Origin of the sequence: Pseudomonas sp. LAMO17WK12:I1, from assembly GCF_900177315.1 — a bacterium.
In the GTDB taxonomy this organism is placed as follows: Bacteria; Pseudomonadota; Gammaproteobacteria; order Pseudomonadales; family Pseudomonadaceae; genus Aquipseudomonas; species Aquipseudomonas marginalis.
In genome coordinates this window covers 570,562-591,478 of the sequence record NZ_FWZV01000001.1, presented here as the reverse complement: position 1 = coordinate 591,478, position 20,917 = coordinate 570,562, and the positions used below count along the sequence as shown (strand labels likewise).

Below are 20,917 nucleotides of genomic sequence, written 5' to 3'. Positions count from 1 at the left end.
AAATGTGGGAGGGGGCTTGCCCCCGATAGCGGTGAGTCAGTCAACCCAAGTATCACTGACCCACCCTCATCGGGGGCAAGCCCCCTCCCACATTTGGATCTCCATCCAGCAGGCAGACCTCAGCCTGCTTTTGCTCTGCTTTTGCTCTGCTTTTGATCCTAGGCGCCCCGTCAAACACGCTGGCCGAACGCAGGCTTGAATCCGTGGGTAACCCGGCAGGACGCCGGGTTAGCCGTCCTGGGCCAAGGATGGCCCATGACGGCGGCCCACGGATTCAAGCCTTCGTTCGGGCACACCGAGCCTAGGCGAGGTGCCGAGTGTTGGGGCAAGAGCCCTTTGGTTACTTTGGGGCTTTTCCAAAGTGACCCGCCGTAAGGGCGGAACCCTAAGCCGCCGTTACCGCAGCAACGGATATGTACTCGCTCAACTCCAACGACATGGTCGGCCCGAAGGCCGCCACGGGAGCAAGTCGAATCGTCGCACCGCCCCTCCGACATTTTTGAACAGCGTCAGGCGTTAGCCAGATTCGCCAGTTCAACCCCTGAAACGTAGCGCTCCAGATTCGCCAAGAACGTATCGGCAATCTCGTTGCGGCTATTGGTCGAAATCGCTGACGTGTGCGGCGACAACCGTACCCGTGGGTGGCTGTACAGCGGGTGCCCGTCCGGCAAGGGCTCCGGCTCGGTCACGTCGAGCGATGCCAGGCCGATCTGGCCGTTATCCAGGGCCTCCAGCAACGCCTCCTGATCGAGCAGGCCCCCACGGGCGATGTTGATCAGGTGCAGGCCCGGCCTGGCGCTGCCCAGCACATCGCGGTTGATGATATGCCGCGTGGCGTCGGTCAGTGGCGCTGCCACCACCAGGTGGTCGGCGCGGGCGAACAGGTCGTGGATGTCCTGGGCGGCGTCCACGCCGGCGCCGAGCGGTGCCTGGCTCTGACGCAGCGCGACCACCTTGATGCCCAGGCCCAGGGCTTTTTGTGCCAGGCTTTCACCAATCGCGCCAAAGCCAAGGATACCCAGGGTGGTGCCCTTGAGGGGGCGCAGGGCGGTGAAGTTCCATTGCGAGTCCTTCACCCAGATGTCCGGCAAATGCTTGGAGGCGGCAAAGATCGCTGCCAGGGCGAACTCGGCCAGGTTGTCGGCGGCGCTGCCTCGGGAGGTGGTCACCGGCGGGCCGTTGAACAGCCATTGCGGGTAGAAGTCGATGCCGGACGATACCAAATGCACCCATTGCGCGCCGTAGGGCCAGCCCGGTGGCGGGGTGTCCGGTGCGGTGTAGCCGCGCACGTTGATCGGGCGCAGCAGCAGGATATTCGCCTGGGGCGGCAGGTCGCTTGGCACGCCTGCCGGCACGCCGATCACCTGGGCTCCGGGGTGGATCGCAGTGAGGCGCGCGCGGATCACGTCGTTGTAGTCTTCGTCCAACTGGCTGGCGATAATCACCTGGGTCATGTGCGTTCCTTCTGGCGTTGGGCGAACACGGCTTTACCCACGCCCTGCAGCACCGCATCGTTCTGCGGGGTATGCACACGACTGCACAGCACATCGCGGTAGTGGCGTTGCAGCGGGCTATGACGTGACAGACCGGGGTTGCCGGAGGCCTCGATGGCCAGCTCCACCGCGCGAATAGCGTTGTGGGTGACCAGGTACTTCAACTGCGCGGCGTTGGCGGCCGGGGTGTGGCCGTCGGCGGCGGCGTCGAGCAGGCTGCGGTTGGCGAACAGCAGGGTGTCGATATGGCCGACGGTTTCCTGGAAACGCGGCAGTGTCGACAGCGCCGCGCCGAGATTGGATGGCTGGCGCTCTTCCAGCCAGTTCACCAGCCAGTCCCGCGCGGCCTGGGCCACGGCGTCATACACCGAGGACAGCAGCACCGACATCCACAGGAAACCCTCGGCATCCAGTTCCGGTTGCGGCGCGCTCCAGGGGCTGACGCTGACGGCGTGGTCCAGTGGCACCAGCACATTGTCGAGCACCACTTCATGGCTGCAGGTGGCGCGCATGCCGAGGTGGTCCCAGGTGTCGATGATGCTTACGCCGGGGCTGTCCTTGGGCACCAGCCAGGCGCCCACCAGCGGGTCGGCGTCATCGCTGCGCGCCCATACGCTGAACCAGCTCAGGCCATGGCTGCCGGTGGAGTAGATCTTGCGCCCGCTGATGCGCCAGCCCTCGGCAGTGCGCACGGCAGTCGTCGCCGGCAGCCCGCCACGGGCCGGGGTGCCGAGGTCGGGTTCGACGCGCAGGGCATTGATCAATGCACCTTCGCGCACCGCGTCCTCGGCCACTCGGGTACGCAGGTGGGGCGGCCAGGTCTTGCTGTCTTGCAGGCGCGTGTGTTGCAGGTATTGCATCACCAGGATCAGTGCGGTGGACGGTTCGCCCTTGGCAATCGCACTGATCGCCTTGCGCGCCTGGGGCAGGCTGGCACCACCGCCGCCGAGGGCCTTGGGCACGGTGAGGGCGACCAGGCCATGGTCGTGCAGCCGCTGGAAGTTGGCATGGGGGAAGGCGCCGCTCTCGTCATACAGGTGCGCGGTGCCGGCCAGCTCGGTGCTGAGGCGTTCGAGCAGGGCCTCGAAGTTGGCGACCTCCACGGAGCGTAGAGACGGTTGGGTCATGAGAATGTACTCGGTCAAAATGTGGGAGGGGCGCTGGGCCTAGATGGCGATGCGTACAGGCTGTTGGCCCAGCAAGCGCTCCACCACCTGCACCACCGGCTCGGCTTCGGTACGCACCAGCCAGTCCGGGCTGACGTCCACGAACGCCACCGTGCCGTCCTGGGCAATCACCACCACGGTCGGTTGCGGCAACTCCCAGGTTCCCGTACCGGTGGTTTCACCGATGTGATTGCCCTTGGCCAGGGCTGCATTGCGAGAGGCTTCGTCGAAGCTGTAGAGGATGCCCAGGCGGCGACCGAGTTGGTTGTCCGGGTCGCTGGCCACCCGCAATTGCAGGGCGTGGCGGCTCTTGATCTCAACCAGGCGTTCAGGCACTTGCGGGCTCACCGCGACCAGGGGCACGCCCAGTTCTCGCAGGCGTGGGTAGAGTTGGCGTTCGTAATAGGGCAGGGCGATATTGCACGCCGGGCAGCCGGCAAACCGGAAGAAGATCAGCACCGCCGGGCCGTCGGCCAGCAGCCGTTCGCGGGTCAGTTCGCCGCCTTCCACAGTGAGCAGGGTGAAGGGGGCCAGTTCATCGCCGAGCTGCACATAGTCGTCTACCCGTGCTTCATTCACCAGGCGCTGGCGCTGGTCGATATTGACCTGCAACGCCGCCGGCGCCCAGGTGGCTACACGCTCGGCGTGCAGCGCCGCCAACTGACGGTTGAGGGATTCGCTCATGCCAGCGCCTCCTGTTGCGTTTCGACCTCGGCAGTGACGCTGTAACGGTTGGCCGGCACGTCCAGGCCAAGGTTGTCGCGCAGGGTGTGCCCCGTGTATTCGCTACGGAACAGGCCACGCTGTTGCAGCACCGGCACCACCAGTTCGGTGAAGTACTGCAAGCCGTCCGGCAGCACCGAGTTGATGATGAAACCATCGCTGGCACCGCGTTCGAACCAGGTCTGGATCGCGTCGGCGACTTGCTCCGGGGTGCCGACAAAATCACGCTTGGGCCGCGAGAAGCGCAGCGCCACTTCGCGCAGGGTCAGGCCTTCGTCCCTGGCCAGTTGCTTGATGCGGTCGGAGCCGCCTTTCTGGCTGTTGGCGCCCAGGTCGCCGAGCTCCGGGAAGGGCGCGTCCAGCGGGTACTGGCTGAAGTCATGGTCGTTGAACGGGCGACCGAGGGCGACGATGGCATCTTCCACGGTGACCAGCTCCACGGCCTGCTGGTAGCGACTTTCCACTTCGGCCTCGTTGCGGCCGACAATCGGGCGGATGCCCGGCAGGATCGACAGGCTGTCGGCGTCGCGGCCAAAGCCTTTGGCGCGGCGTTTGAGGTCCTGGGTATAAGCCAGGCCTTCTTCGATGCTTTCCACATGCACGAAGATGGCTTCAGCGTTCTGCGCCGCAAAGTTACGCCCGTCTTCGGAGGTGCCCGCCTGGAAAATCACCGGCTGGCCCTGGCGCGAGCGCGCAATGTTCAGCGGGCCTTTGACCGAGAAAAACTCGCCTTTGTGGTTCAGCGCATGCAGCTTGCCCGGGGTAAAGAATTCACCGCTTTGCTTGTTGTAGGCAAAGGCGTCGTCTTCCCAGGAGTCCCACAGGCCCTTGACCGTGTTCAGGTGTTCCTTGGCGATGCGGTAGCGCACGGCATGGGGTGGGTGCTCGGCCTTGCCGAAGTTGTCGGCGGTGCCGCTGAGCCACGAGGTCACCACGTTCCAGCCGGCGCGACCGCCGCTGATATGGTCCAGGGACGCGAACTGGCGCGCCACCTGGTAGGGCTCGGTGTAGCTGACGGTCACGGTGGCCACCAGGCCGATATGCGTGGTCAACGCGGCCAGGGCCGAGAGGATGGTCAGCGGCTCGAAGCGGTTGAGGTAATGCGGGCTGGACTTGGCGTGAATGTGCAGGCTGTCGGCGATGAACACGAAGTCGAACTTGGCCGCTTCGGCGAGTTCGGTCTGCTGCTTGTAGAAGCCGAAATTCGTACTGGCATTCGGTTGCGCCTGGGGATGGCGCCATTCGCCCCAACCGTGGCCGACACCGTGGACCATGGCGCCCAGTTTCAAATGGCGGGGTTTCAATGGATGTGGCGTGCTCATGTTCTGCTCCTTCAGCGTGATGCTTGGTTGTTGGGGGCGCGCTTGGCGTTAAAGCTCGTGTCGAAGCCCTGGGACACGTCGATGTGCCGGGGCAGCAGGCCTTCTTGCTGGTAGGTGTCGGCGGTGGCCTGCAGGCCACTGATCACGCTGTCGTCAATCAGCACCGGGCTCAGGCGGGTTTCCTTGGCCACGGCCAGATGCACGGCCAGCGGCAGCCCGGTGATTTTGGCCTGGGCGGCGGCGTACTCGTCGGGGTGGGTATTGGCCCAGGCGTAGGCGCGGTCGACGCGGGCGACAAAGTCGTCCAGCTGCGTGCGCTTGTCGGCGATGGCCTGGCCGGTGGCGGCGAGGTACAGGTGGTTGCTCAACAGCGTGTTGCCGCTGGCCAGGATCCGCGCCTGGCTTTGTGAGGTGACCACGGTGGTGTAGGGGTCCCAGGTCGACCAGGCGTCGACGGTGCCGTTATCCAGCACCAGGCGCGACTCGCTGGGCAGCAGGAAAATGAACTGCACATCCTTAGTGGTCAGGCCGGCCGTGGCCAGGGCCTTGATCGCCAGGTAGTGGCCGATGGAGCCGCGGCCGGTGACGATTTTCTTGCCCTTGAGGTCGGCCACCGTCTTGATCGGCGAATCCTTGGCCACCAGCAGGGCGGTGGTGTTACGCCCTTCGGCGTGAATGATGCTGACCACCTTGAGCGAAGCGCCGGCGCCAAGGGCAAACACGTAGGGCGCATCGCCCAGGGCACCGATATCCACGGCACCGGCATTCAAGGCTTCGCCCAGGGGCGAGGCGGACGGGAATTCCGACCACTGGATTTCATAGGGCACGTTTTTCGTTTCGCCGGAGACTTCCAGCAGCGTCTTGATTGTCGATTTCTGATTGGCCACCCGCAGCGGTTGCAGGTCGGCGGCGTGGGCGCCGGTGGCCAGGCCAAGGGCCAGGGCGGTGCCCAGGAGCAGGCGTTTGAACGGAGTGAAAAAGACCATGGGATGCAGGCTCCAGGCAGATCGAAAAAGGGTTCGGCTACCTCCGCCTGGAGAAGGGGTCGGTGAGGAGTTCACGTTATGCCCATAAAAACCTGCTGTGAAAGTCTTTTTGGTTATATGTTAATTATGAAAAATATTAAGATAATTTGTTGTCTAATATGCGTTTTATGTATTTTTAAGGTGCGTAATTGCGGCTGGGGTGCCTGGGTTTCCAAAGGGACGGTGCCAATCGCTCTCAGCGCAGGTTTGCATAGTGCGAAGTTGTCTAGGCCACTGTCATTCTTCACAGGTGTCCAGGCGTTGCGCCGGGCAGAAAATGACAGTACGCAGCCAAGTCAGCTGTGAGTAAACGATGGGGGTATTTTTACCCTCTCAGCGAACCAGTGAGGATTCGTCATGTTCAAATTATTGGCAACCACATGCGTCATGTTCAGCCTGTTGCTCGGCGCCCAGTTCAGCGTGGCCTCGCAAATGGAGGCGGGTGTCCACGCCATGCAGTCTCAGTTGAGCGGTAGCTCGGGGACGGTTTCTTGCACCGACACAGAAGAAAGAAAGTAACGCAGTACCCCCGCCCCATCAGCCTGGGGTAGCGCCTGCTCCCGCAATGGGGGCAGGCGTGCCTGGGGTCAAATGACGTAAAACCCATGGGTCCCATCGCGGGCCAGTTGCTCCACCAGACCGAACTCCCAATCCAGATAAGCCTGCATGGCTTCCCTGGGGTTGTCGGTGCCTTCGTACGGCCGGCGGTAGCGGTCGATACGCGGCGAGGCCAAGTGGGTTTCGCCTTCTTCCAGTGGCAGTTGCGCGTTGATCCAGGCGGCGGTGCCGTCTTGCAGCAGGAACACTTGTTTGCCGGTGATCGCTTCGACTTCGGCCACCGCCAGGCGCGCCAGTTGGCTGCTGCCGCAGGTCAGCACATAACGCTGGGCGGCGGGTACCTTGGCCAGGGCCTCGGGCAGTTGCGCACGCAACGCCCACCAGGCGCCGGGGATATGGCGCTTGACGTAGTTGGCGCTGGCGGTGAAGTCCAGCACCACGGTGTCGCCATGGGCGAGCCATTCGGCGAGGGTATGCGGGCTGATCAGTTCGGCCTGGGGCGGCGCGGGCACCGGGGCGACCCAGGCGCCTTTCGCGCTGAAATGCGCTGCCTGCAGGTCATCCAGCACATGCACCTCCCAGCCCAGTTGGGCCAGCCAGGACGCGGACATATTCGCCCGCACGCCATCGTCGTCCGCCAGTACCAGGCGTGCCCCGCGCACGCTGGCGACATGGTCGGTTTCCTGTACCAGCTGGCCGCCCGGTGTGGAGCGTGCGCCGGGCAGGTGGCCGGCTTCGAATTCTTCCGGGGTGCGCACATCGAACAGGTAGGTGGTGCGCGCAGCGTCTTGCTGCCAGGCTTGCAGGTCGGCCAGGGTGGCACGACCGACCCGGGCCTTGTCGGCGACGCGGCGGGCATCGACGGCGGCGATCTGGCGATGTTCTTCCGAGGTCGGGGCAAAGCGCCGCGACTGGCCGTGGGCGAGTGTCTGCCCGGCGAGGGTCCAGCCGATGGTGCCGTTGCGCAGCGCAGACACCGGGTTGGCCACGCCGGCATTGATCAGCGACTGGGTACCGATAATGCTGCGGGTACGCCCGGCGCAGTTGACGATGATGCGGGTGGCCGGGTCGGGCGCCAGTTCGCGCGCGCGCAACACCAACTCGGCACCGGGCACGCTGATGCCGGTGGGGATGCTCATGGTTTGGTATTCGTCGAAACGGCGGGCGTCGAGCACCACCACATCGGCCTGGCTGTCGAGCAGCGCCTGCACTTCTTCAGCGGCGAGGGACGGCGTGTGGCGCTCGCTTTCCACCAGCTCGCCAAAGGCCTTGCTCGGCACGTTCACATCGATAAACAGCTCGCCACCGGCCCGGCGCCAACCGTCCAGGCCACCTTCCAGCAGGCTGACCTGGGTGTAGCCCAGCGCAACCAGGCGTTCGGCGGCACGGGCGGCCAGGCCTTCACCGTTGTCGTAGACGGTGACCTGGGTATCGCGGCGTGGAATGCGCGAATACACCTCCAGTTCCAGCTTGGACAGCGGGATATTCGCCGCGAACAGCGGGTGGGATTCGGCAAACGGCGCTTCTTCGCGCACGTCCACCAGGGCGACTTCTTCACGGTCCAACAGTGCCTGGCGAATCCGGGCAAAGCTACGGGTCGATACGGTGGTCATAGGGCAGGGCTCTTTTCTTTGGACAAATCCCAGATATTCGGGAGGAAGGCGTTGGAATAACCGGAGATAAACAGTTTCTCGCTGCCGTCGGGCTGGTACACCGCACGGCGCACCGCGCCGATATTGGCGCCGTACACATGAATGCTGATCGACACCTGGTCGCTGTGGGCATTGCTCACCTGGTGGATGTCGCCGACCTTGGGAGACACCGCTTCGACCTGGCCCGGCACCAGTTGAATCGGCTGGCCTTCGGCGACCAGGCTGCCGTCGGGTGCGCGTTGGAAGCCTTGGGAGAACTCTGCGCCGCGCAGCATGCCGATCAGCCCCCACACCCGATGGTCGTGGATCGGCGTGCTTTGCCCCGGCCCCCAGACAAAGCTGACGATGCTGAAACGCTGGCGCGAATCGGCATGCAGCAGGAACTGCTGGTAGCGCTCGGGGTCGGGTTGGGCAAATTCATCGGGGAGCCAGTCGTCATGGCTGACCAATTGCGCCAGCAGCTTGCCGCCACGGTGTAACAGGTCGCCTTCCCGTGGATTGCCGTCGATCAATTCCGCCAGGGCGCCTATGAAGGCTCTGAGTCTCTCGGGGTGTCGGGCCTGGGTCATGGCACTTCCATCGTGTGGTCGCAGGGATGGGGTTATCTAAGCATAATGTTTATAGTTAATATGCTATTTTTTAATGATTAGCTTATAGCTGAAGGTAATTTAGAACCGGTCTGAATAGCGTTAGACGTTATCGATTGCAGCACGGGCTATTCACGCCACGTTCCTGCAACTATGCTTCACACACATCTTAATGACTGTTCTCTATGTGCGGCCCAAATGAAAATTGACGATATCGATGCCTTTGTCGAAGTGATTCGTTGCCAGTCCATCAGCCATGCCGCCGAGTCTTTGCAATTGACCCAGCCGGCCATTACCCGCCGCGTGCAGAACTTCGAGCAGGCGCTGGGCGTGGAGCTGTTCGACCGCAACACCAAGCCCCTCAAGCCGACATTGATCGGCACCCGCGTCTATGAGCAGTGCCGGTTGATCCTGCGCGAGATGGATGCCCTGCGCGAGCTGGTGGCCACCGACGCACCGCCCACCGGCCTGCTGCGCCTGGGGGTGCCGCAGACCATCGGCGACGTGGTGCTGCTGGACGCGCTCAAGCACCTGCGCAGCGAATACCCCGACTTGCGTGCCCAGGTCGCCACCGGCTGGGGCAGCCAGTTGGTGGGCAAGATCGAACGCGGCGAACTGGACGCGGCGGCGGCGCTGTTCCCGGCAGGCAAGATCTTCCCGGACAACATCGTCGGCGAGTCCATCGGCAAGATGGAACTGGTGGTGGTCTGCGCCAAGGCCCAACTGCCGAAGAAACCCTGCAAGCTGGCCGATGTGTACCAGAACGGCTGGGTCCTCAACCCGGACGGCTGCGGTTTCCGCGCCGGCTTGCAGCGCACCTTGTCCGATCAGGGCCTGGCCCTGCGGGTCAACCTGGAGACCTTCGGCACCGAACTGCAACTGGGCCTGGTGGCCGACGGCCTGGGCTTGGGCCTGGTGCCACGGCCGTTGCTGGAACGCAGTGCGCACCGTGAGCAGCTGGCGGTGATGCCGCTCAAGGATTTCAAGCCGGTGATGGACCTGTGGCTGATCTACCCGCACTTCCTGGGCAACCTGCAGGGGCCGGTGGATGCGTTTGGCAAGCGGGTGGCGGCGTCGTTGCACAAAGTCCGCGACGCCGCGTAACCCTGTGGGAGGGGGCTTGCCCCCGATGACGGCCTCTGGGCCGACCATTTTTTTGGATTGGACCGGGTACATATCCGTTGCTGCGGTAACGGCGGCTTAGGGTTCCGCCCTGACGGCGGCTCACTTTGGAAAAGCCCCAAAGTAAGCAAAGGGCTCTTGCCCCACCACTCGGCACCTCGCCTAGGCTCGGTGTGCCCGGAATCCGACAGTGATTTGGGGGGCCGCCGCCACGCGCCATCCATGGCGCGGGGCGGCTAAACCGGCATCCCTGCCGGTTTACCCCCCCCAAATCACTGTCGGATTCCGGCCAGCGTGGTTAACGGGGCGCCTGAGATCAAGATCAAGATCAAGATCAAAAGCAAGATCAAGGGCGGCTCGCTTCGCATCGGTGTTAGCGTTGCGGGAGATACTCATGGCCATCGGGGGCAAGCCCCTCTTATCAAACTTAAAATAACTGAATGATTTTAGAGGGTTAAAATTTCACCCTGAAGTCTTGAGTCTTGCCTGAAGAATTTCAGGCGACCGCATTCTTGTGGCAAGCCCGCTCGCCACAGTTTGCTGCGCGACAGCGCTGCGTCGAAGAGGTCGTGGGATCTACCACATTTGCCCTGAATTATTGGTAAGGGTTATATGAAAAAAAATAATAATTAGCTTAGATTAAAATGTGCTTTTTATTATTTTTGGCCATCCCCTAGGCTTGCCTGGAAGTCCTTAAGGCCATCCAGGAAGTTTTGCCATGAGCAGCGTCACCTCGATCACCAATCTCACCAGCAATGTTCGCCAGCGCGTTACCCCGCAAGAGTGGGAGGTGCGCGTCAAACTGGCCGCCGCTTATCGCCTGGCTGCCTTGTACAAGTGGACCGACCACATCTATACCCATTTCTCCGCCCGCGTGCCGGGGCCGGAGGAGCATTTCCTGATCAACGCCTTCGGGTTGTTGTTCGATGAAATCAGCGCATCCAACCTGGTCAAGGTCGACCTCGACGGCACTATCGTCGATGACCCTACCGGCCTGGGCATCAACTACGCCGGCTATGTGATCCACAGCGCGATCCACGGCGCACGCCATGACCTGCAGGCGGTGCTGCACACCCACACCCGCGACGGCATTGCGGTGTCGGCGCAGAAGGACGGCCTGCTGCCAATCTCCCAGCACTCCATTGGTTTTTCCGGGCGCGTGGCGTACCACGGGTATGAAGGCGTGGCCCTCGACCTGGACGAACGCGAGCGGCTGGTGGCGGACCTGGGCGACAAAAGCGTGATGATCCTGCGCAACCATGGCTTGTTGACCGCCGGCGTCAGTGTTGAACATGCGTTTGCGCAGCTGCAACAGTTGGAGCGCGCGTGCAATATCCAGGTGGCGGCGCAGGCGGCGGGGAATGCGGAGTTGATCTTCCCGCCGGCCGAAGTGGTGGCGAAAGTCGAACAACAGGCCAAGGTGTTTGCCAGTGGCGAAGGACCGGGGGTGGCGCGGCATTGGAATGCGCTGATTCGGCAGTTGGAGCGGACTGATACCGACTACAAGAACTGATTTCGAACCAGGTGAAAATCAAAATGTAGGAGAGGGGTTGCCCCCTCCCACATGGGTTTTGTGGTGTTCTTGCTCACGCGACCTGTTTGGCCTGCTCGCGTTCAGCAATCAACTGCCGGGTGAGGGGGATCAACCGCTTGCCATAGTCGATCGCATCATTGAGCGGATCAAACCCACGGATCAGGAAGGTGGTGATGCCGAGGTCGTAATAATCGACCAATGCCTCTGCCACCTGTTCGGCGGTCCCCACCAACGAGGTGGAATTCCCCTGCGCCCCCAGCAACCCGGCAATCCCCGTCCACAAACGCTTGTCCAGCCGCGAGCCCTGCGCCGCCGCCGCCAGCAACCGGCGCGAGCCTTCATTCGGCGGTTCACGCCGCACAAAGCCATTCTTTTCGGCCAGCTCGGTGGCCTGTTGCAGGATGCTGTCGGCACGGGCCCACGCCTGTTCTTCGGTCGCGGCGAGGATCGGCCGCAGCGATAGGCTGAAGCGAATCGTGCGCCCATGCCTGGCCGCTTCGGCGCGCACCTGGGTCACGATCTCGCGGACCTGCTCATAGGTTTCGCCCCACAGCGCGTACACATCGGCATGCTTGCCCGCCACTTCAATCGCGGCCTTGGACGATCCGCCAAAGTACAGCGGGATATGCGGCTGCTGCGGCGACTTCACCGCGGAGTGGGCGCCTTCGACCTGGTAGTAGGTGCCGGCAAAGTCGAAGGGCTGATCGCTGGTCCATTCCTGGCGGACCACGCTCAGGTATTCATCGGTGCGCGCATAGCGTTCGTCCTTGCCGATATGGCTGCCATCGGCGCGCAGTTCGCGGTCGTCGCCGCCGGTGATGATATGCACGGCGGTGCGCCCGCCATTGAACACATCAAGGGTGGCGAACTGGCGGGCGGCCAGGGTCGGTTGGGCGAAGCCCGGACGGTGGGCGATCAGGAACTGCAGTTTCTTCGTCACGCTGGCGGCATGGGCGGCGATCAGCGTGCTGTCCGGGCTGTTGGAATGGAACGCCACCAGCGCGCGGTCGAAGCCGGCGTCTTCGTGGGCGCGGGCCACGGTTTCCACGTAGTCCGGTTGCAGGGTAGGGCCGCTGCGTGGGTGGATCTCGGAAGCGTGGTGACCGCCGATATAGCCGATGAATTCAATGCTCATGGTCTGTCCTTGTCGAGTAGGGGTGAATACCTCCGCCGGGCAGGGGGTCGGTCATGCTCGTCCACGGTAGGGGCCGCGACAGCCGCTGTAAAATGCCGTTTGGTTCTAACCTAATTATTAAAATATAGAATCATATTTAGGTGTTATAATCAGTAAAATGCATTTTTAGCGCGTTGCTGACCCTAGATAACGTTGTGTTTTTGCCGGGCCTGAGGTCTGATGAGCGCCGAAAATGGCACGTCGAAGGTTAAGCAGTGATGCGGGCAGAACTTGCGCAATATGGCGGCATTACCGTCATGATTCCGGCCGCACTGGTGATTGCTGTCTGGTTAAGGTATTCCACGCCGTGGGCATTGCGGGCCTGGATAATAACGCTGGGTATTACTTATTCGATCGTGGCGGCCAGCAAGTTGCTGTTTAAAGGTTGGGGCTTATCCTTCCAGCACTTGGATATTGCTGTAATAAGTGGCCATGCCATGAACACCTGTTTGATGGTCACGGTGGCAACGAGTTTGTTGGCCCGCCAGTTCAACCAGGCCTGGCGTTGGCCGGCGGCGCTGGCGGGGTTAGTGATAAGTATCGGGTTCAGTGCTTATTGTGTCGCGCCTTATATACATCCGCTGAATGAAGCCCTGGCCGGTGCCGCACTGGGTGCGACAGCGGCCAGTGTGTTCCTGTGGCGTATTGATGCCGCGCCCATCAAGGTATCCCCCGTGTTCATCGGCGGCGGGCTGGTGTTTTTGCTGGTCTGTGGGCTGGTGCCCAAGTACAACGCGGAGTGGCTGCTCAACCGCGTCGCAGTGACCCTCTCAGGTGCCGATCAGGCCCATCAGGAGCCTGCCTGGCGCCTGGAAACCGCGCACCGGAAGGCCGAGTAGGTCGCCAGGTCCAGCGCCAGGTTGCTTTCCACCATCAGCGCCAGCAAGGTCGTCTGCGCGTTGAAGCGCCGCGCATTGCCACGGCGCTGCGCGCGTTTCATCTGCTGGAACAGTGCATGGGTGATCTGCTGCGGGGAGCTGCCGCGCAACAGGTCCAGCCAATGGCCGATGACCCGGGTGTTGCGCTGGTACTGCGCGCCCTGCACCGGTTCGGCAAACCCCTCGAACATCCCCGTCAGCCTGCGCAACGCATAGCCGCGTCTCAAGCCCGCCCACAGGCTCATGGCCGCTCCTCGGTGCCGCAGATATTGGCCAGCAGTTCGGCCGTCTTGACCTGCATGAACTGGCTGTCGCCGCGACTTTCCACGCACAGGCACACCGACAATGGGTCACTGACCTGCAACTTGAAGCGCCAATCGGCGAACACCATGGAAAACCCGGCACCGGACGCGTCGCTGTCCAGTGAGTTATCGGCATACAACACCTGCAGGCGTTCGACGACATGGGATGAATCATGCACTTCCACTTGAATATTTCCCGAAGAAGGAAATAGGCCAATACGCTCTACCAATAACTTTGACGTGTTCATGGCCGTCCCCTGTCTGGTGCATTCAAATCGCACTTTATTATGGGACGGTACAAAAATACCGGAATGTTAGTTTTAGTCGGTTAATGCCGGGATTGTTATTTTTTGTCTTGCGCGATAGATGGTCTCGGTTTGTAGGCTGTGGTCATAATTACTCGGTCGTTAGTTGCAACTCATTAAATAAGGTCGTCCCTTTTGCCGAAGAATAAGTGTGCGGTGCGTGGGAGGTTGCCTTGTTCAAAAAGATATTGATTGTGTGCATCGGCAACATCTGCCGCAGTCCCACGGCGGAACACTTGCTGGGGGCCGCACTGACGTCCTCCGGAATCACGGTGAGTTCGGCGGGCTTGGCGGCGTTGCGTGACCATCCGCTGGAACCGACGGCCGGGCAAGTGCTGCAGGAGCATGGACATGTTCCCCGGGCACACAAGGCGCGGCAACTCAGCGTTGAAGCCGTGAGTGAGGCCGACCTGATCCTGGTGATGGAGCAACGGCACATCGACGGCGTGCTCGACCTCGCCCCCGAGGCGCGGGGCAAGGTGTTCCTGTTGGGCAAGTGGCAGCACGATCGCGAGATCACCGACCCCTATCGCCAGGGCAAGCCCGCCTTTGTGCAGGCCTATGCCTTGATCGAACAGGCCGCACAGGCCTGGGCCCAGCGCCTGGCGCGCTGACGCTCCCTCTTTAAACGATTGCAAGGACGAAGACGCGATTTATGTATTCACCCCAGAACGCTTCCCCTGAAAGCCCTCACCGTGACGAGATCGATGTGCTCGGCATGCTCGGCAACCTGATCGATCACAAATGGCTGATCGCCGGGATCACCGGCACCTGCATGCTGATCGGTGCCGCCTACGCGATTCTGGCGGCGCCGGTGTTCCAGGCGAATGCGTTGATCCAGGTGGAGCCGAAGAAGAACGACATGCTCGGTTTCTCCGACGTCAGTAGCCTGCTGGGCAAGGAATCGCCGGCGGTGACCGAGATCGAGCTGATCAAGTCGCGCACCATCATTGGCAAGACCGTCGATACCCTGGCGTTGGACATCACTGTCACGCCGCAGCATTTTCCGTTGATCGGTGGCTTCCTCGCGCGGCGTTATGCGCCTGAAAACAAGGGCGATATTGCGCCGCCGCTGTTCGGTTTCAGCCGCTGGTCGGCAGGGGGCGAGGCCCTGGCGCTGAGCCGCTTGAACCTGCCGACGGCGTTGCTCGGGACCACCCTGGTACTGGTGGCCGGCGAGGCCCAGGCCTACACGTTGTTTGATGAGGACGGCGTCGAGATCGCCGCAGGAAGCGTCGGCGTGCCGTTTGCCGCCGACGGCGTCGAGGTGCTGGTCAAGGAGCTGCGGGCCAATCCGGGCGCGCATTTCAAGATCGTGCGCAAGCCGCGCCTGGACGCGGTGGCCGACTACCAGGATCTGCTCACCGTGATCGAGCGCGGCAAGGAGTCGGGCATCATCAGCCTGTCCCTGGAGAGCACGCGCCCGGCCCTGGCGGTGCGGACGCTGAATGAAATCTCCAACCTGTATGTGAAGCAGAACGTCGACCGCACCTCGGCCGAGGCGGCGCAGAGCCTGTCGTTCCTCAATGACCAGTTGCCCCAGGTGCGTCGCGACCTGGAGAAGGCCGAGAACGCCTTGAACCGCTTCCAGACCCGCAGCAAATCCATCGACATCAGCCTCGAAGCCAAGGCCGTGCTCGACCAGGTGGTGGCCCTGGACACCGGCATCTCCGAACTCAAGCTGCAACAGGCCGAGATGGACCGCAAGTTCACCCCCCAGCACCCGGCTTATCGCGCCTTGATCGCCAAGCTGGCGGAACTCAATGCCAAGCAGGCGCAGATGACCAAGCGCGTCGAAGGCTTGCCCACGACCCAGCAGGAATTGCTCAGCCTGACCCGCGACGTGCAAGTGGGCACCGAGATCTACACCCAGTTGCTCAACCGCTCCCAGGAGCTCGACGTAATGCGCGCCGGCACCGTGGGCAACGTGCGTTTGATCGACAGTGCCGACGTCAACCTGGCCAAGCCTGTGGCGCCGCGCAAGGTCATCGTGGTGCTGCTGGCGATGCTGCTCGGCGGCATGCTCTCGGTGGGCATCGTGCTGGTGCGCAGCCTGCTCAACCGTGGCCTGGAAAGCCCGGATGAGATCGAGAAACTCGGCCTGCCGGTGTACGCCTCGATCCCCTTCAGCCTGTTGCAAAAGGCCGAGGAAACCAACGCCGCCAAGGGCCGCTCCGGCGCACCGTCGCTGCTGGCGGTCAATCACCCCCATGACCTGGTGATGGAAGCCATGCGCAGCCTGCGCACCAGCCTGCACTTCGCCATGCTCGAGGCCAGGAACAACCGCCTGATGATCACCGGCCCGAGCCCCGAGGTGGGCAAGACGTTTGTCTCGGCCAACCTGGCGGCGATTGTCGCGCAGTCGGGCCAGCGCGTGCTGCTGATCGATGCCGACATGCGCAAGGGCTACTTGCACAAGATGCTCGGCAAGGCGGTGGAGGCGGGGTTGTCCGACCTGCTCGCCAAGCGCTGTGATCTGCAGGAAGCGATTCACCCGACTGCCGTGGAGCGCTTCGACTTTATCGGTCGTGGGCAGATCCCGCCCAACCCATCGGAACTGCTGATGCACCCCAACTTCGCCGCGTTGCTGGCCGAAGTCAGCGAGCGTTATGACCTGGTGATCATCGACACGCCGCCCTTGCTGGCGGTGACCGATGCCGCGATTGTCGGACGCCAGGCCGGCACCAGCCTGATGGTCACCCGTTTTGGCGTGAACTCTGCGAAGGAGATCGAGTTGACCCTGCGCCGCTTCCATCAGAACGGCATCGAGCTCAAGGGTGCGATCTTCAATGGTGTGGAAAAACGCCGGTCCGCCAGCTACGGCTATGGCGACTACGGCTACTACAGCTACGCCTATCAGTCCGACAAGGCCTGACGACCATGAGCAAAGTGCTTGAAATGCCGCGCTCGTTGTCGCGACGGTTTCGCCTCAACGTGCTGAGCTACGGCTACACCCAACTGGTGACGCTGGCGGCGCAACTGGTGCTGGTGCCGTTCTTCCTGCACGCCTGGGGCACCGGGCGCTATGCCGATTGGCTGGTGCTCACCGGTATTCCGTCGATGCTCAGCCTGCTGGACCTGGGTGTGGCCCAGGCGTCGGCCACCAGCGCCACGCTGCGTGCGAGCCAGGGCGATGTGCCGGGGGCGCGGCGCAGTGTGCAGACCGCGCTGGCCTTTACCCTGGCGGTGGTCGCGCTGGTGCTGGTATTCGCCCTGACCTTGGGCCAGTGGCTCGACTGGGTATCACTGCTCGGGCTCAAGACCTTGACCGCCGAGCAGGCCGGCCTGGTGGTGCTGTTCATGTCCGGCTACCTGTGCACGCGCTTGCTGGGTGGGCCGATCGACGCCTGGTTTCGCACCATCGACAGAACCGTCGGCGGCGTCTTCATCATGGCCAACCGCAGGACCCTGGACATTGTGCTGTCCATCGTCGTGCTGCTGCTGGGTGGCTCCGAACTGCAATTGGCCCAGGGCATGTTTTTCAGCCAGGTGCTGTTCCTGGTGCTGGTGACCCTGTTTGTGCGGCGGATTTCACCCTGGCCGCTGCTGGGGCTGGGGTCGGCGTCCTGGGCCGAGTTCCGTGGTATCTGGAAACCGGCGCTGGGCAGCGCGGCGATCCCGCTGGCGCAGGCGATCACCCTGCAAGGCGGCCTGCAAGTGCTCAACCAGATCGCCGGCCCGGCGGTGGTGGTGGGTTACACCATGGCGCGCACCCTGATGCGCCTGATCATCCAGTTGGGCATCACCTGCAGCAACGCCCTGACCCCGGAGATCTCACGGCTGGCCGGGCGCGGCGAGTTCGAACAGGCACGACGCTTTACCCAGCGCGCCAGCTCCCTGGTACTGGGCCTGTGCCTGCTGGTGTATGCCGCCGGGATCTGGGCCGGGCCGCAGGTCATCCTGCTGTGGAGCCATGGCCTGGTGCAGGTCGATCGCCTGTCCTTGGCGCTGATCGGCTCCCATACGATTTTGAATGTGGCCTGGTTCATCCTCGCGGCGATGCTGATTTCCACCAATCGCCACACCCTCACCTCAGTGATCTATGCGCTGAGCAGCGTGGCAGCCTTGCTGCTGTGGCTGGCATGCAAGGAGCGCATCGATCCACTGCTGGGCGCGTCGCTGTTGCTGTCGCTGCCGGAACTGGTGGTGTTGGTGTACCTGCGGGTGATTCGCGTGGGGGAGGTCGGCCCATGATGCTGTCCCAGGCGCGCCTGACCCTCTACCTGCCGCTGACGTTCTTCGCCTTGCCCCTGGCGCTGAGCAACAACCTCTCGCAACCGGTGGCGTTGCTGCTGTTGCTGCCGTTCGTGATGTACGCGGCGCGTGGCTTTACCCGCGCGCTGCCATTGCTGGCGCTGGTGGTTGCGTCCAGTGTGTTGCAGGTATTGGTGAGCAGTGGGGCGAACATCTCGCTGTACCAGTTCCTGCGCTCCGGCATTCCGTTTTTCTATTTTGTGCTGCTGCTGGCCGGGTACCGCCATGTGCTGGCCCATGTGGAAACAATCGCCCGGGCCCATAGTGTCAACTACCGGCGCATCCTCGAACGCATCATCTACATCTTCGCCCTTGGCCAGTTGCTCCAGGTCAGCCTGTATGGCGTGGGCATCGACCTGACCAACGCCGCGTCCAAGTCCAGCGACGAAGTCGGGCGGATCATGTTGTTCCCCACCAGCTCGGCGGTGCTGCTGTTTTTCTATGCCTGTTGCCAGCGCAGGATCGGCCTGATGCTGATTCTCGCGGTCACGCTGCTGGCGGCCGGGTCCAAGACCATCCTCGCGGCGATGGCGGTGATGATCCTGTTGTCGGCGATTACCCAGCGCAAGCTCAAGTCGTTGGCGGTGCTGGTGGTGGCCATCGGCGCGCTGGGCACGCTGACGTTCTATGCCAGCCCCTTGGCGGTGTCGCGCTTTGCCACTTACCTGTTCGAGGAGAAGGGCGAGGACGTGACCCGTGCGTTCGAGATCGCCCATGCCAAGGAATCGTTTCTCGACAACCCGGCCACGGTGTTCCTGGGCAATGGCCTGGCCAAGCAATTGACCCCCGGCGTGCCCACCAATGACGAGCGCTGGTTCGAGAACTCCAAGTTCGATATCGAGAACGGCTACTGGGGCGTGACCGCCAAGCTGGGGGTGCTCGGCGTGGCGCTGTTTTGCCTGCTGTTCAGCGGTTTGCCGCGCAGCCCGGTATCCCTGGCCGTGGTGGCGATCCTGCTGATTTTCTCGTTCAAGACCAGCTACCAGTTCTTCACCACCTTCGATGGCAGCTACCTGCTGGTGTGGTCGATGTTCATCGGCCTGCTCAACAAGGCTGCGCCTGCCCGCCAGGCGGTTTACCCCAATTACTTACTGAAACAGGCTGGATCATGAACGCACCTGCTAGCCCCATCAGGGCCGGGATACTGACGTACCACTTCAGCGAAAACTTCGGCGCGGTGCTGCAAGCCTATGCCTTGCAGCGCTGGTTGCAGCAACAGGGCTTGCAGGTAAGCCTGATCAACTACCACCCGGCCTACGTGGAGGATGGCAGCGAGATCCGCCAGCTGTTCAACCCGCGCCAGCTCAAGGCCAACCTCAAGGCCCTGTACCTCAAGGCCCTGGCGTTGAAAACCCGGGTGCTGGGGCCGAATGCCCAGTCGCGCCAGTTCGAGGCGTTCAAGACGCGCTTCCTGAATATCCAGGCGCCGCGTTACGCCCACGCCCACCAGCTCCACCAGGCGGTGGCCGGCCAGCAGTTGCTGGTGGCCGGCAGCGACCAGATCTGGAACCCCTCGGGCCAGACCGGCCTCGACCCGGCGTACTTCCTGGCCTTCGACTGCGACAAGGCGATCCGGCGCATCTCCTACGCCGCGAGTTTCGGCAAGGAATACCTGGAGCCGCAGTACCATGCCGAAGCCGAGGGTCTGCTCAGGCAACTGTCGGCGATCAGTGTGCGCGAGGAGAGCGGGGTGAGCATCGTGCACCAGGTCTCGGGGCTGGCTGCCCAGTGCGTGCCGGACCCGACGCTGCTGCACCGCGACTATTCGGCGCTGCTCGCCACGTCCACCCAGACCCGCACCGGCCACGTGTTCTGCTATGCGCTGCGCACCGGCGTGGGCGTGCGCGAAGTGGCCCAGGCGCTGTCGCGGCAGGTGGCCGGGCCGATTGTCTCGCCGTACAACGCGCATCGGCGCTGGCGGCAGATCGGCGAGACCGTACAGGTGGGCCCGCAGGATTGGCTCAAGTTGCTCAAGGAGAGCGCCTACGTGGTGACCAACTCCTTCCACGCCACGGTGTTCGCGATCATTTTCGAGAAGCCGTTTATCGCCGTGGGGTTGCCGGGCAACAAGGCCTCGCTGAACGCCCGTGTGCGCAACCTGCTGGAGAAGCTGGAGCTGTCGCAACGCTTCCTGCCGGCAGACGATGCCGACCAGGTGCACGCCTTGATCGCGGCGCCCATCGACTGGGTGGCGGTGCGGGCCCGGCGCCAGGCCCTGCAACAGGTGGGCGAGCGCTACCTGTTGGAACAACTGGCGGCGCTGCGGCCATGAGCGACTTCGCGCAACTCAAGTACGTCGACACCCTGCCGCGCAGCAACAAGGCGCGCCGGCTGTTGTGGGGCATCGTCTACCAGCTGCTGTTTCGTCCCACGCCGCGCTGGATGCTGCACAACTGGCGGCGTTGGTTGCTGCGCTGCTTTGGCGCCAAGGTCGGCGTGGGCTGCCGCATCGCGCCCACGTGCAGCATCTGGGCACCGTGGAACCTGGAGATCGGCGACTACACCGCCATCGGCGATGGGGTCGATGTGTACGCCATGGCCAAAATCACCCTGGGCTCCAAAGTCACCATCAGCCAGCGCAGCTTCCTGTGCACCGGCAGCCACGACACCCGCAGCCTGCTGCGGCCCTTGGTGACTCGCGAGATCGTGATCAAGGACCACGTGTGGGTCGCCGCCGAGGCCTTTATCCACCCCGGTTGCGTGCTGGAGGAGGGCTGCGTGGTCGGCGCGCGCTCGGTGGTCACGGCCAGCCAGCCGGCCTGGATGATTTGCGTCGGTGCGCCGTGCCGCCCCCTCAAAACGAGAGACATCGCACTATGAAA

The 20,917-nt window shown here is 63.0% G+C and carries 20 protein-coding genes; 10 read left to right on the top strand and 10 right to left on the bottom strand.

Features of this window, described 5'->3' with window-relative positions:
- Positions 1-509: 509 nt before the first annotated feature.
- Genes B9N88_RS02585 through B9N88_RS02565 form a run of 5 tightly spaced genes read right to left on the bottom strand, consistent with a single transcriptional unit; the run spans position 510 to position 5,690 of the window.
- On the bottom strand, positions 510-1,454 hold the full coding sequence (locus tag B9N88_RS02585; protein ID WP_027608701.1) for a D-isomer specific 2-hydroxyacid dehydrogenase family protein: 945 nt from the start codon (positions 1,452-1,454) through the stop codon (positions 510-512).
- On the bottom strand, positions 1,451-2,620 hold the full coding sequence (locus B9N88_RS02580) for an acyl-CoA dehydrogenase family protein (protein WP_027608700.1): 1,170 nt from the start codon (positions 2,618-2,620) through the stop codon (positions 1,451-1,453). Before B9N88_RS02580 ends, B9N88_RS02585 begins: the two co-directional genes overlap by 4 nt.
- A 39-nt stretch (positions 2,621-2,659) precedes the next feature.
- Positions 2,660-3,343, bottom strand: a complete 684-nt coding sequence (locus B9N88_RS02575) for a peroxiredoxin-like family protein (RefSeq protein ID WP_027608699.1) — start codon at positions 3,341-3,343, stop codon at positions 2,660-2,662.
- Entirely contained in the window at positions 3,340-4,704 is a 1,365-nt protein-coding gene (locus B9N88_RS02570) for an LLM class flavin-dependent oxidoreductase (protein WP_027608698.1), read from the bottom strand. The genes B9N88_RS02575 and B9N88_RS02570 overlap by 4 nt, the downstream gene beginning before the upstream one ends.
- An 11-nt stretch (positions 4,705-4,715) precedes the next feature.
- Complete coding sequence (locus B9N88_RS02565; RefSeq protein ID WP_027608697.1) at positions 4,716-5,690, bottom strand: ABC transporter substrate-binding protein; 975 nt, start codon at positions 5,688-5,690, stop codon at positions 4,716-4,718.
- A gap of 396 nt (positions 5,691-6,086) precedes the next feature.
- Here B9N88_RS02565 and B9N88_RS32545 point away from each other — a divergent pair, with 396 nt between their 5' ends.
- Complete coding sequence (locus B9N88_RS32545) at positions 6,087-6,248, top strand: hypothetical protein (RefSeq protein ID WP_155954390.1); 162 nt, start codon at positions 6,087-6,089, stop codon at positions 6,246-6,248.
- A 68-nt stretch (positions 6,249-6,316) separates the two neighbouring features.
- Here B9N88_RS32545 and B9N88_RS02560 read toward each other — a convergent pair whose 3' ends face one another.
- Together B9N88_RS02560 and B9N88_RS02555 are read right to left on the bottom strand one after the other, a co-directional pair.
- A complete protein-coding gene (locus B9N88_RS02560; RefSeq protein WP_027608696.1) occupies positions 6,317-7,900 on the bottom strand; it encodes a rhodanese-related sulfurtransferase in 1,584 nt (527 codons plus the stop codon).
- Positions 7,897-8,508 (bottom strand): cysteine dioxygenase family protein, encoded by a 612-nt coding sequence (locus B9N88_RS02555; protein WP_027608695.1) that lies wholly within the window; start codon positions 8,506-8,508, stop codon positions 7,897-7,899. The genes B9N88_RS02560 and B9N88_RS02555 overlap by 4 nt, the downstream gene beginning before the upstream one ends.
- Before the next feature lie 216 nt (positions 8,509-8,724).
- Here B9N88_RS02555 and B9N88_RS02550 point away from each other — a divergent pair, with 216 nt between their 5' ends.
- Positions 8,725-9,630, top strand: coding sequence for a LysR family transcriptional regulator (locus tag B9N88_RS02550; protein WP_027608694.1), 906 nt, complete (start codon positions 8,725-8,727; stop codon positions 9,628-9,630).
- A gap of 736 nt (positions 9,631-10,366) precedes the next feature.
- Positions 10,367-11,161, top strand: coding sequence for a class II aldolase/adducin family protein (locus tag B9N88_RS02540; protein WP_027608693.1), 795 nt, complete (start codon positions 10,367-10,369; stop codon positions 11,159-11,161).
- A 73-nt stretch (positions 11,162-11,234) separates the two neighbouring features.
- Here the strand turns inward: B9N88_RS02540 and B9N88_RS02535 are convergent, their stop codons facing one another.
- Positions 11,235-12,317, bottom strand: a complete 1,083-nt coding sequence (locus B9N88_RS02535) for an LLM class flavin-dependent oxidoreductase (protein ID WP_027608692.1) — start codon at positions 12,315-12,317, stop codon at positions 11,235-11,237.
- Positions 12,318-12,571: 254 nt separating this feature from the next.
- On the opposite strand from B9N88_RS02535, the gene B9N88_RS02530 reads away from it, so the two are divergent.
- Positions 12,572-13,195: a phosphatase PAP2 family protein gene (locus B9N88_RS02530; protein WP_027608691.1), complete on the top strand. Its 624-nt coding sequence runs from the start codon at positions 12,572-12,574 to the stop codon at positions 13,193-13,195.
- Here B9N88_RS02530 and B9N88_RS02525 read toward each other — a convergent pair.
- Both B9N88_RS02525 and B9N88_RS32795 read right to left on the bottom strand, forming a co-directional pair.
- Positions 13,147-13,479 (bottom strand): hypothetical protein, encoded by a 333-nt coding sequence (locus B9N88_RS02525; RefSeq protein WP_027608690.1) that lies wholly within the window; start codon positions 13,477-13,479, stop codon positions 13,147-13,149. The genes B9N88_RS02530 and B9N88_RS02525 overlap by 49 nt on opposite strands.
- Positions 13,476-13,784, bottom strand: a complete 309-nt coding sequence (locus tag B9N88_RS32795; protein WP_223841602.1) for a phosphomannomutase — start codon at positions 13,782-13,784, stop codon at positions 13,476-13,478. Before B9N88_RS32795 ends, B9N88_RS02525 begins: the two co-directional genes overlap by 4 nt.
- A gap of 230 nt (positions 13,785-14,014) precedes the next feature.
- On the opposite strand from B9N88_RS32795, the gene B9N88_RS02515 reads away from it, so the two are divergent.
- From B9N88_RS02515 to B9N88_RS02490, 6 genes are read left to right on the top strand one after another with little or no spacing between them, the layout of a single operon-like run.
- The gene (locus tag B9N88_RS02515; RefSeq protein ID WP_027608688.1) at positions 14,015-14,455 is read left to right on the top strand and encodes a low molecular weight protein-tyrosine-phosphatase; all 441 of its coding nucleotides are present in this window, start codon (positions 14,015-14,017) and stop codon (positions 14,453-14,455) included.
- A gap of 41 nt (positions 14,456-14,496) precedes the next feature.
- The gene (locus tag B9N88_RS02510) at positions 14,497-16,716 is read left to right on the top strand and encodes a polysaccharide biosynthesis tyrosine autokinase (protein WP_043293898.1); all 2,220 of its coding nucleotides are present in this window, start codon (positions 14,497-14,499) and stop codon (positions 16,714-16,716) included.
- A 5-nt stretch (positions 16,717-16,721) separates the two neighbouring features.
- Positions 16,722-18,035, top strand: coding sequence for a lipopolysaccharide biosynthesis protein (locus B9N88_RS02505; protein ID WP_027608687.1), 1,314 nt, complete (start codon positions 16,722-16,724; stop codon positions 18,033-18,035).
- Positions 18,032-19,207 (top strand): O-antigen ligase family protein, encoded by a 1,176-nt coding sequence (locus B9N88_RS02500; RefSeq protein WP_027608686.1) that lies wholly within the window; start codon positions 18,032-18,034, stop codon positions 19,205-19,207. The genes B9N88_RS02505 and B9N88_RS02500 overlap by 4 nt, the downstream gene beginning before the upstream one ends.
- Entirely contained in the window at positions 19,204-20,367 is a 1,164-nt protein-coding gene (locus B9N88_RS02495) for a polysaccharide pyruvyl transferase family protein (RefSeq protein ID WP_027608685.1), read from the top strand. Before B9N88_RS02500 ends, B9N88_RS02495 begins: the two co-directional genes overlap by 4 nt.
- Positions 20,364-20,915, top strand: a complete 552-nt coding sequence (locus B9N88_RS02490; protein WP_027608684.1) for an LbetaH domain-containing protein — start codon at positions 20,364-20,366, stop codon at positions 20,913-20,915. The genes B9N88_RS02495 and B9N88_RS02490 overlap by 4 nt, the downstream gene beginning before the upstream one ends.
- Positions 20,916-20,917 lie beyond the last annotated feature (2 nt).

What these genes read in the sequence shown, in the direction of transcription:
- B9N88_RS02540 (WP_027608693.1), top strand. Translation starts at nt 10,367, where the DNA reads ATGAGCAGCGTCACCTCGATCACCAATCTCACCAGCAATGTTCGCCAG.
- B9N88_RS02560 (WP_027608696.1), bottom strand. Translation starts at nt 7,900, where the DNA reads ATGACCACCGTATCGACCCGTAGCTTTGCCCGGATTCGCCAGGCACTG.
- B9N88_RS02570 (WP_027608698.1), bottom strand. Translation starts at nt 4,704, where the DNA reads ATGAGCACGCCACATCCATTGAAACCCCGCCATTTGAAACTGGGCGCC.
- B9N88_RS02580 (WP_027608700.1), bottom strand. Translation starts at nt 2,620, where the DNA reads ATGACCCAACCGTCTCTACGCTCCGTGGAGGTCGCCAACTTCGAGGCC.
- B9N88_RS02565 (WP_027608697.1), bottom strand. Translation starts at nt 5,690, where the DNA reads ATGGTCTTTTTCACTCCGTTCAAACGCCTGCTCCTGGGCACCGCCCTG.
- B9N88_RS32795 (WP_223841602.1), bottom strand. Translation starts at nt 13,784, where the DNA reads ATGAACACGTCAAAGTTATTGGTAGAGCGTATTGGCCTATTTCCTTCT.
- B9N88_RS02505 (WP_027608687.1), top strand. Translation starts at nt 16,722, where the DNA reads ATGAGCAAAGTGCTTGAAATGCCGCGCTCGTTGTCGCGACGGTTTCGC.
- B9N88_RS02535 (WP_027608692.1), bottom strand. Translation starts at nt 12,317, where the DNA reads ATGAGCATTGAATTCATCGGCTATATCGGCGGTCACCACGCTTCCGAG.
- B9N88_RS02585 (WP_027608701.1), bottom strand. Translation starts at nt 1,454, where the DNA reads ATGACCCAGGTGATTATCGCCAGCCAGTTGGACGAAGACTACAACGAC.
- B9N88_RS02495 (WP_027608685.1), top strand. Translation starts at nt 19,204, where the DNA reads ATGAACGCACCTGCTAGCCCCATCAGGGCCGGGATACTGACGTACCAC.
- B9N88_RS02510 (WP_043293898.1), top strand. Translation starts at nt 14,497, where the DNA reads ATGTATTCACCCCAGAACGCTTCCCCTGAAAGCCCTCACCGTGACGAG.
- B9N88_RS02555 (WP_027608695.1), bottom strand. Translation starts at nt 8,508, where the DNA reads ATGACCCAGGCCCGACACCCCGAGAGACTCAGAGCCTTCATAGGCGCC.
- B9N88_RS02525 (WP_027608690.1), bottom strand. Translation starts at nt 13,479, where the DNA reads ATGAGCCTGTGGGCGGGCTTGAGACGCGGCTATGCGTTGCGCAGGCTG.
- B9N88_RS02500 (WP_027608686.1), top strand. Translation starts at nt 18,032, where the DNA reads ATGATGCTGTCCCAGGCGCGCCTGACCCTCTACCTGCCGCTGACGTTC.
- B9N88_RS02550 (WP_027608694.1), top strand. Translation starts at nt 8,725, where the DNA reads ATGAAAATTGACGATATCGATGCCTTTGTCGAAGTGATTCGTTGCCAG.
- B9N88_RS02575 (WP_027608699.1), bottom strand. Translation starts at nt 3,343, where the DNA reads ATGAGCGAATCCCTCAACCGTCAGTTGGCGGCGCTGCACGCCGAGCGT.
- B9N88_RS02490 (WP_027608684.1), top strand. Translation starts at nt 20,364, where the DNA reads ATGAGCGACTTCGCGCAACTCAAGTACGTCGACACCCTGCCGCGCAGC.
- B9N88_RS32545 (WP_155954390.1), top strand. Translation starts at nt 6,087, where the DNA reads ATGTTCAAATTATTGGCAACCACATGCGTCATGTTCAGCCTGTTGCTC.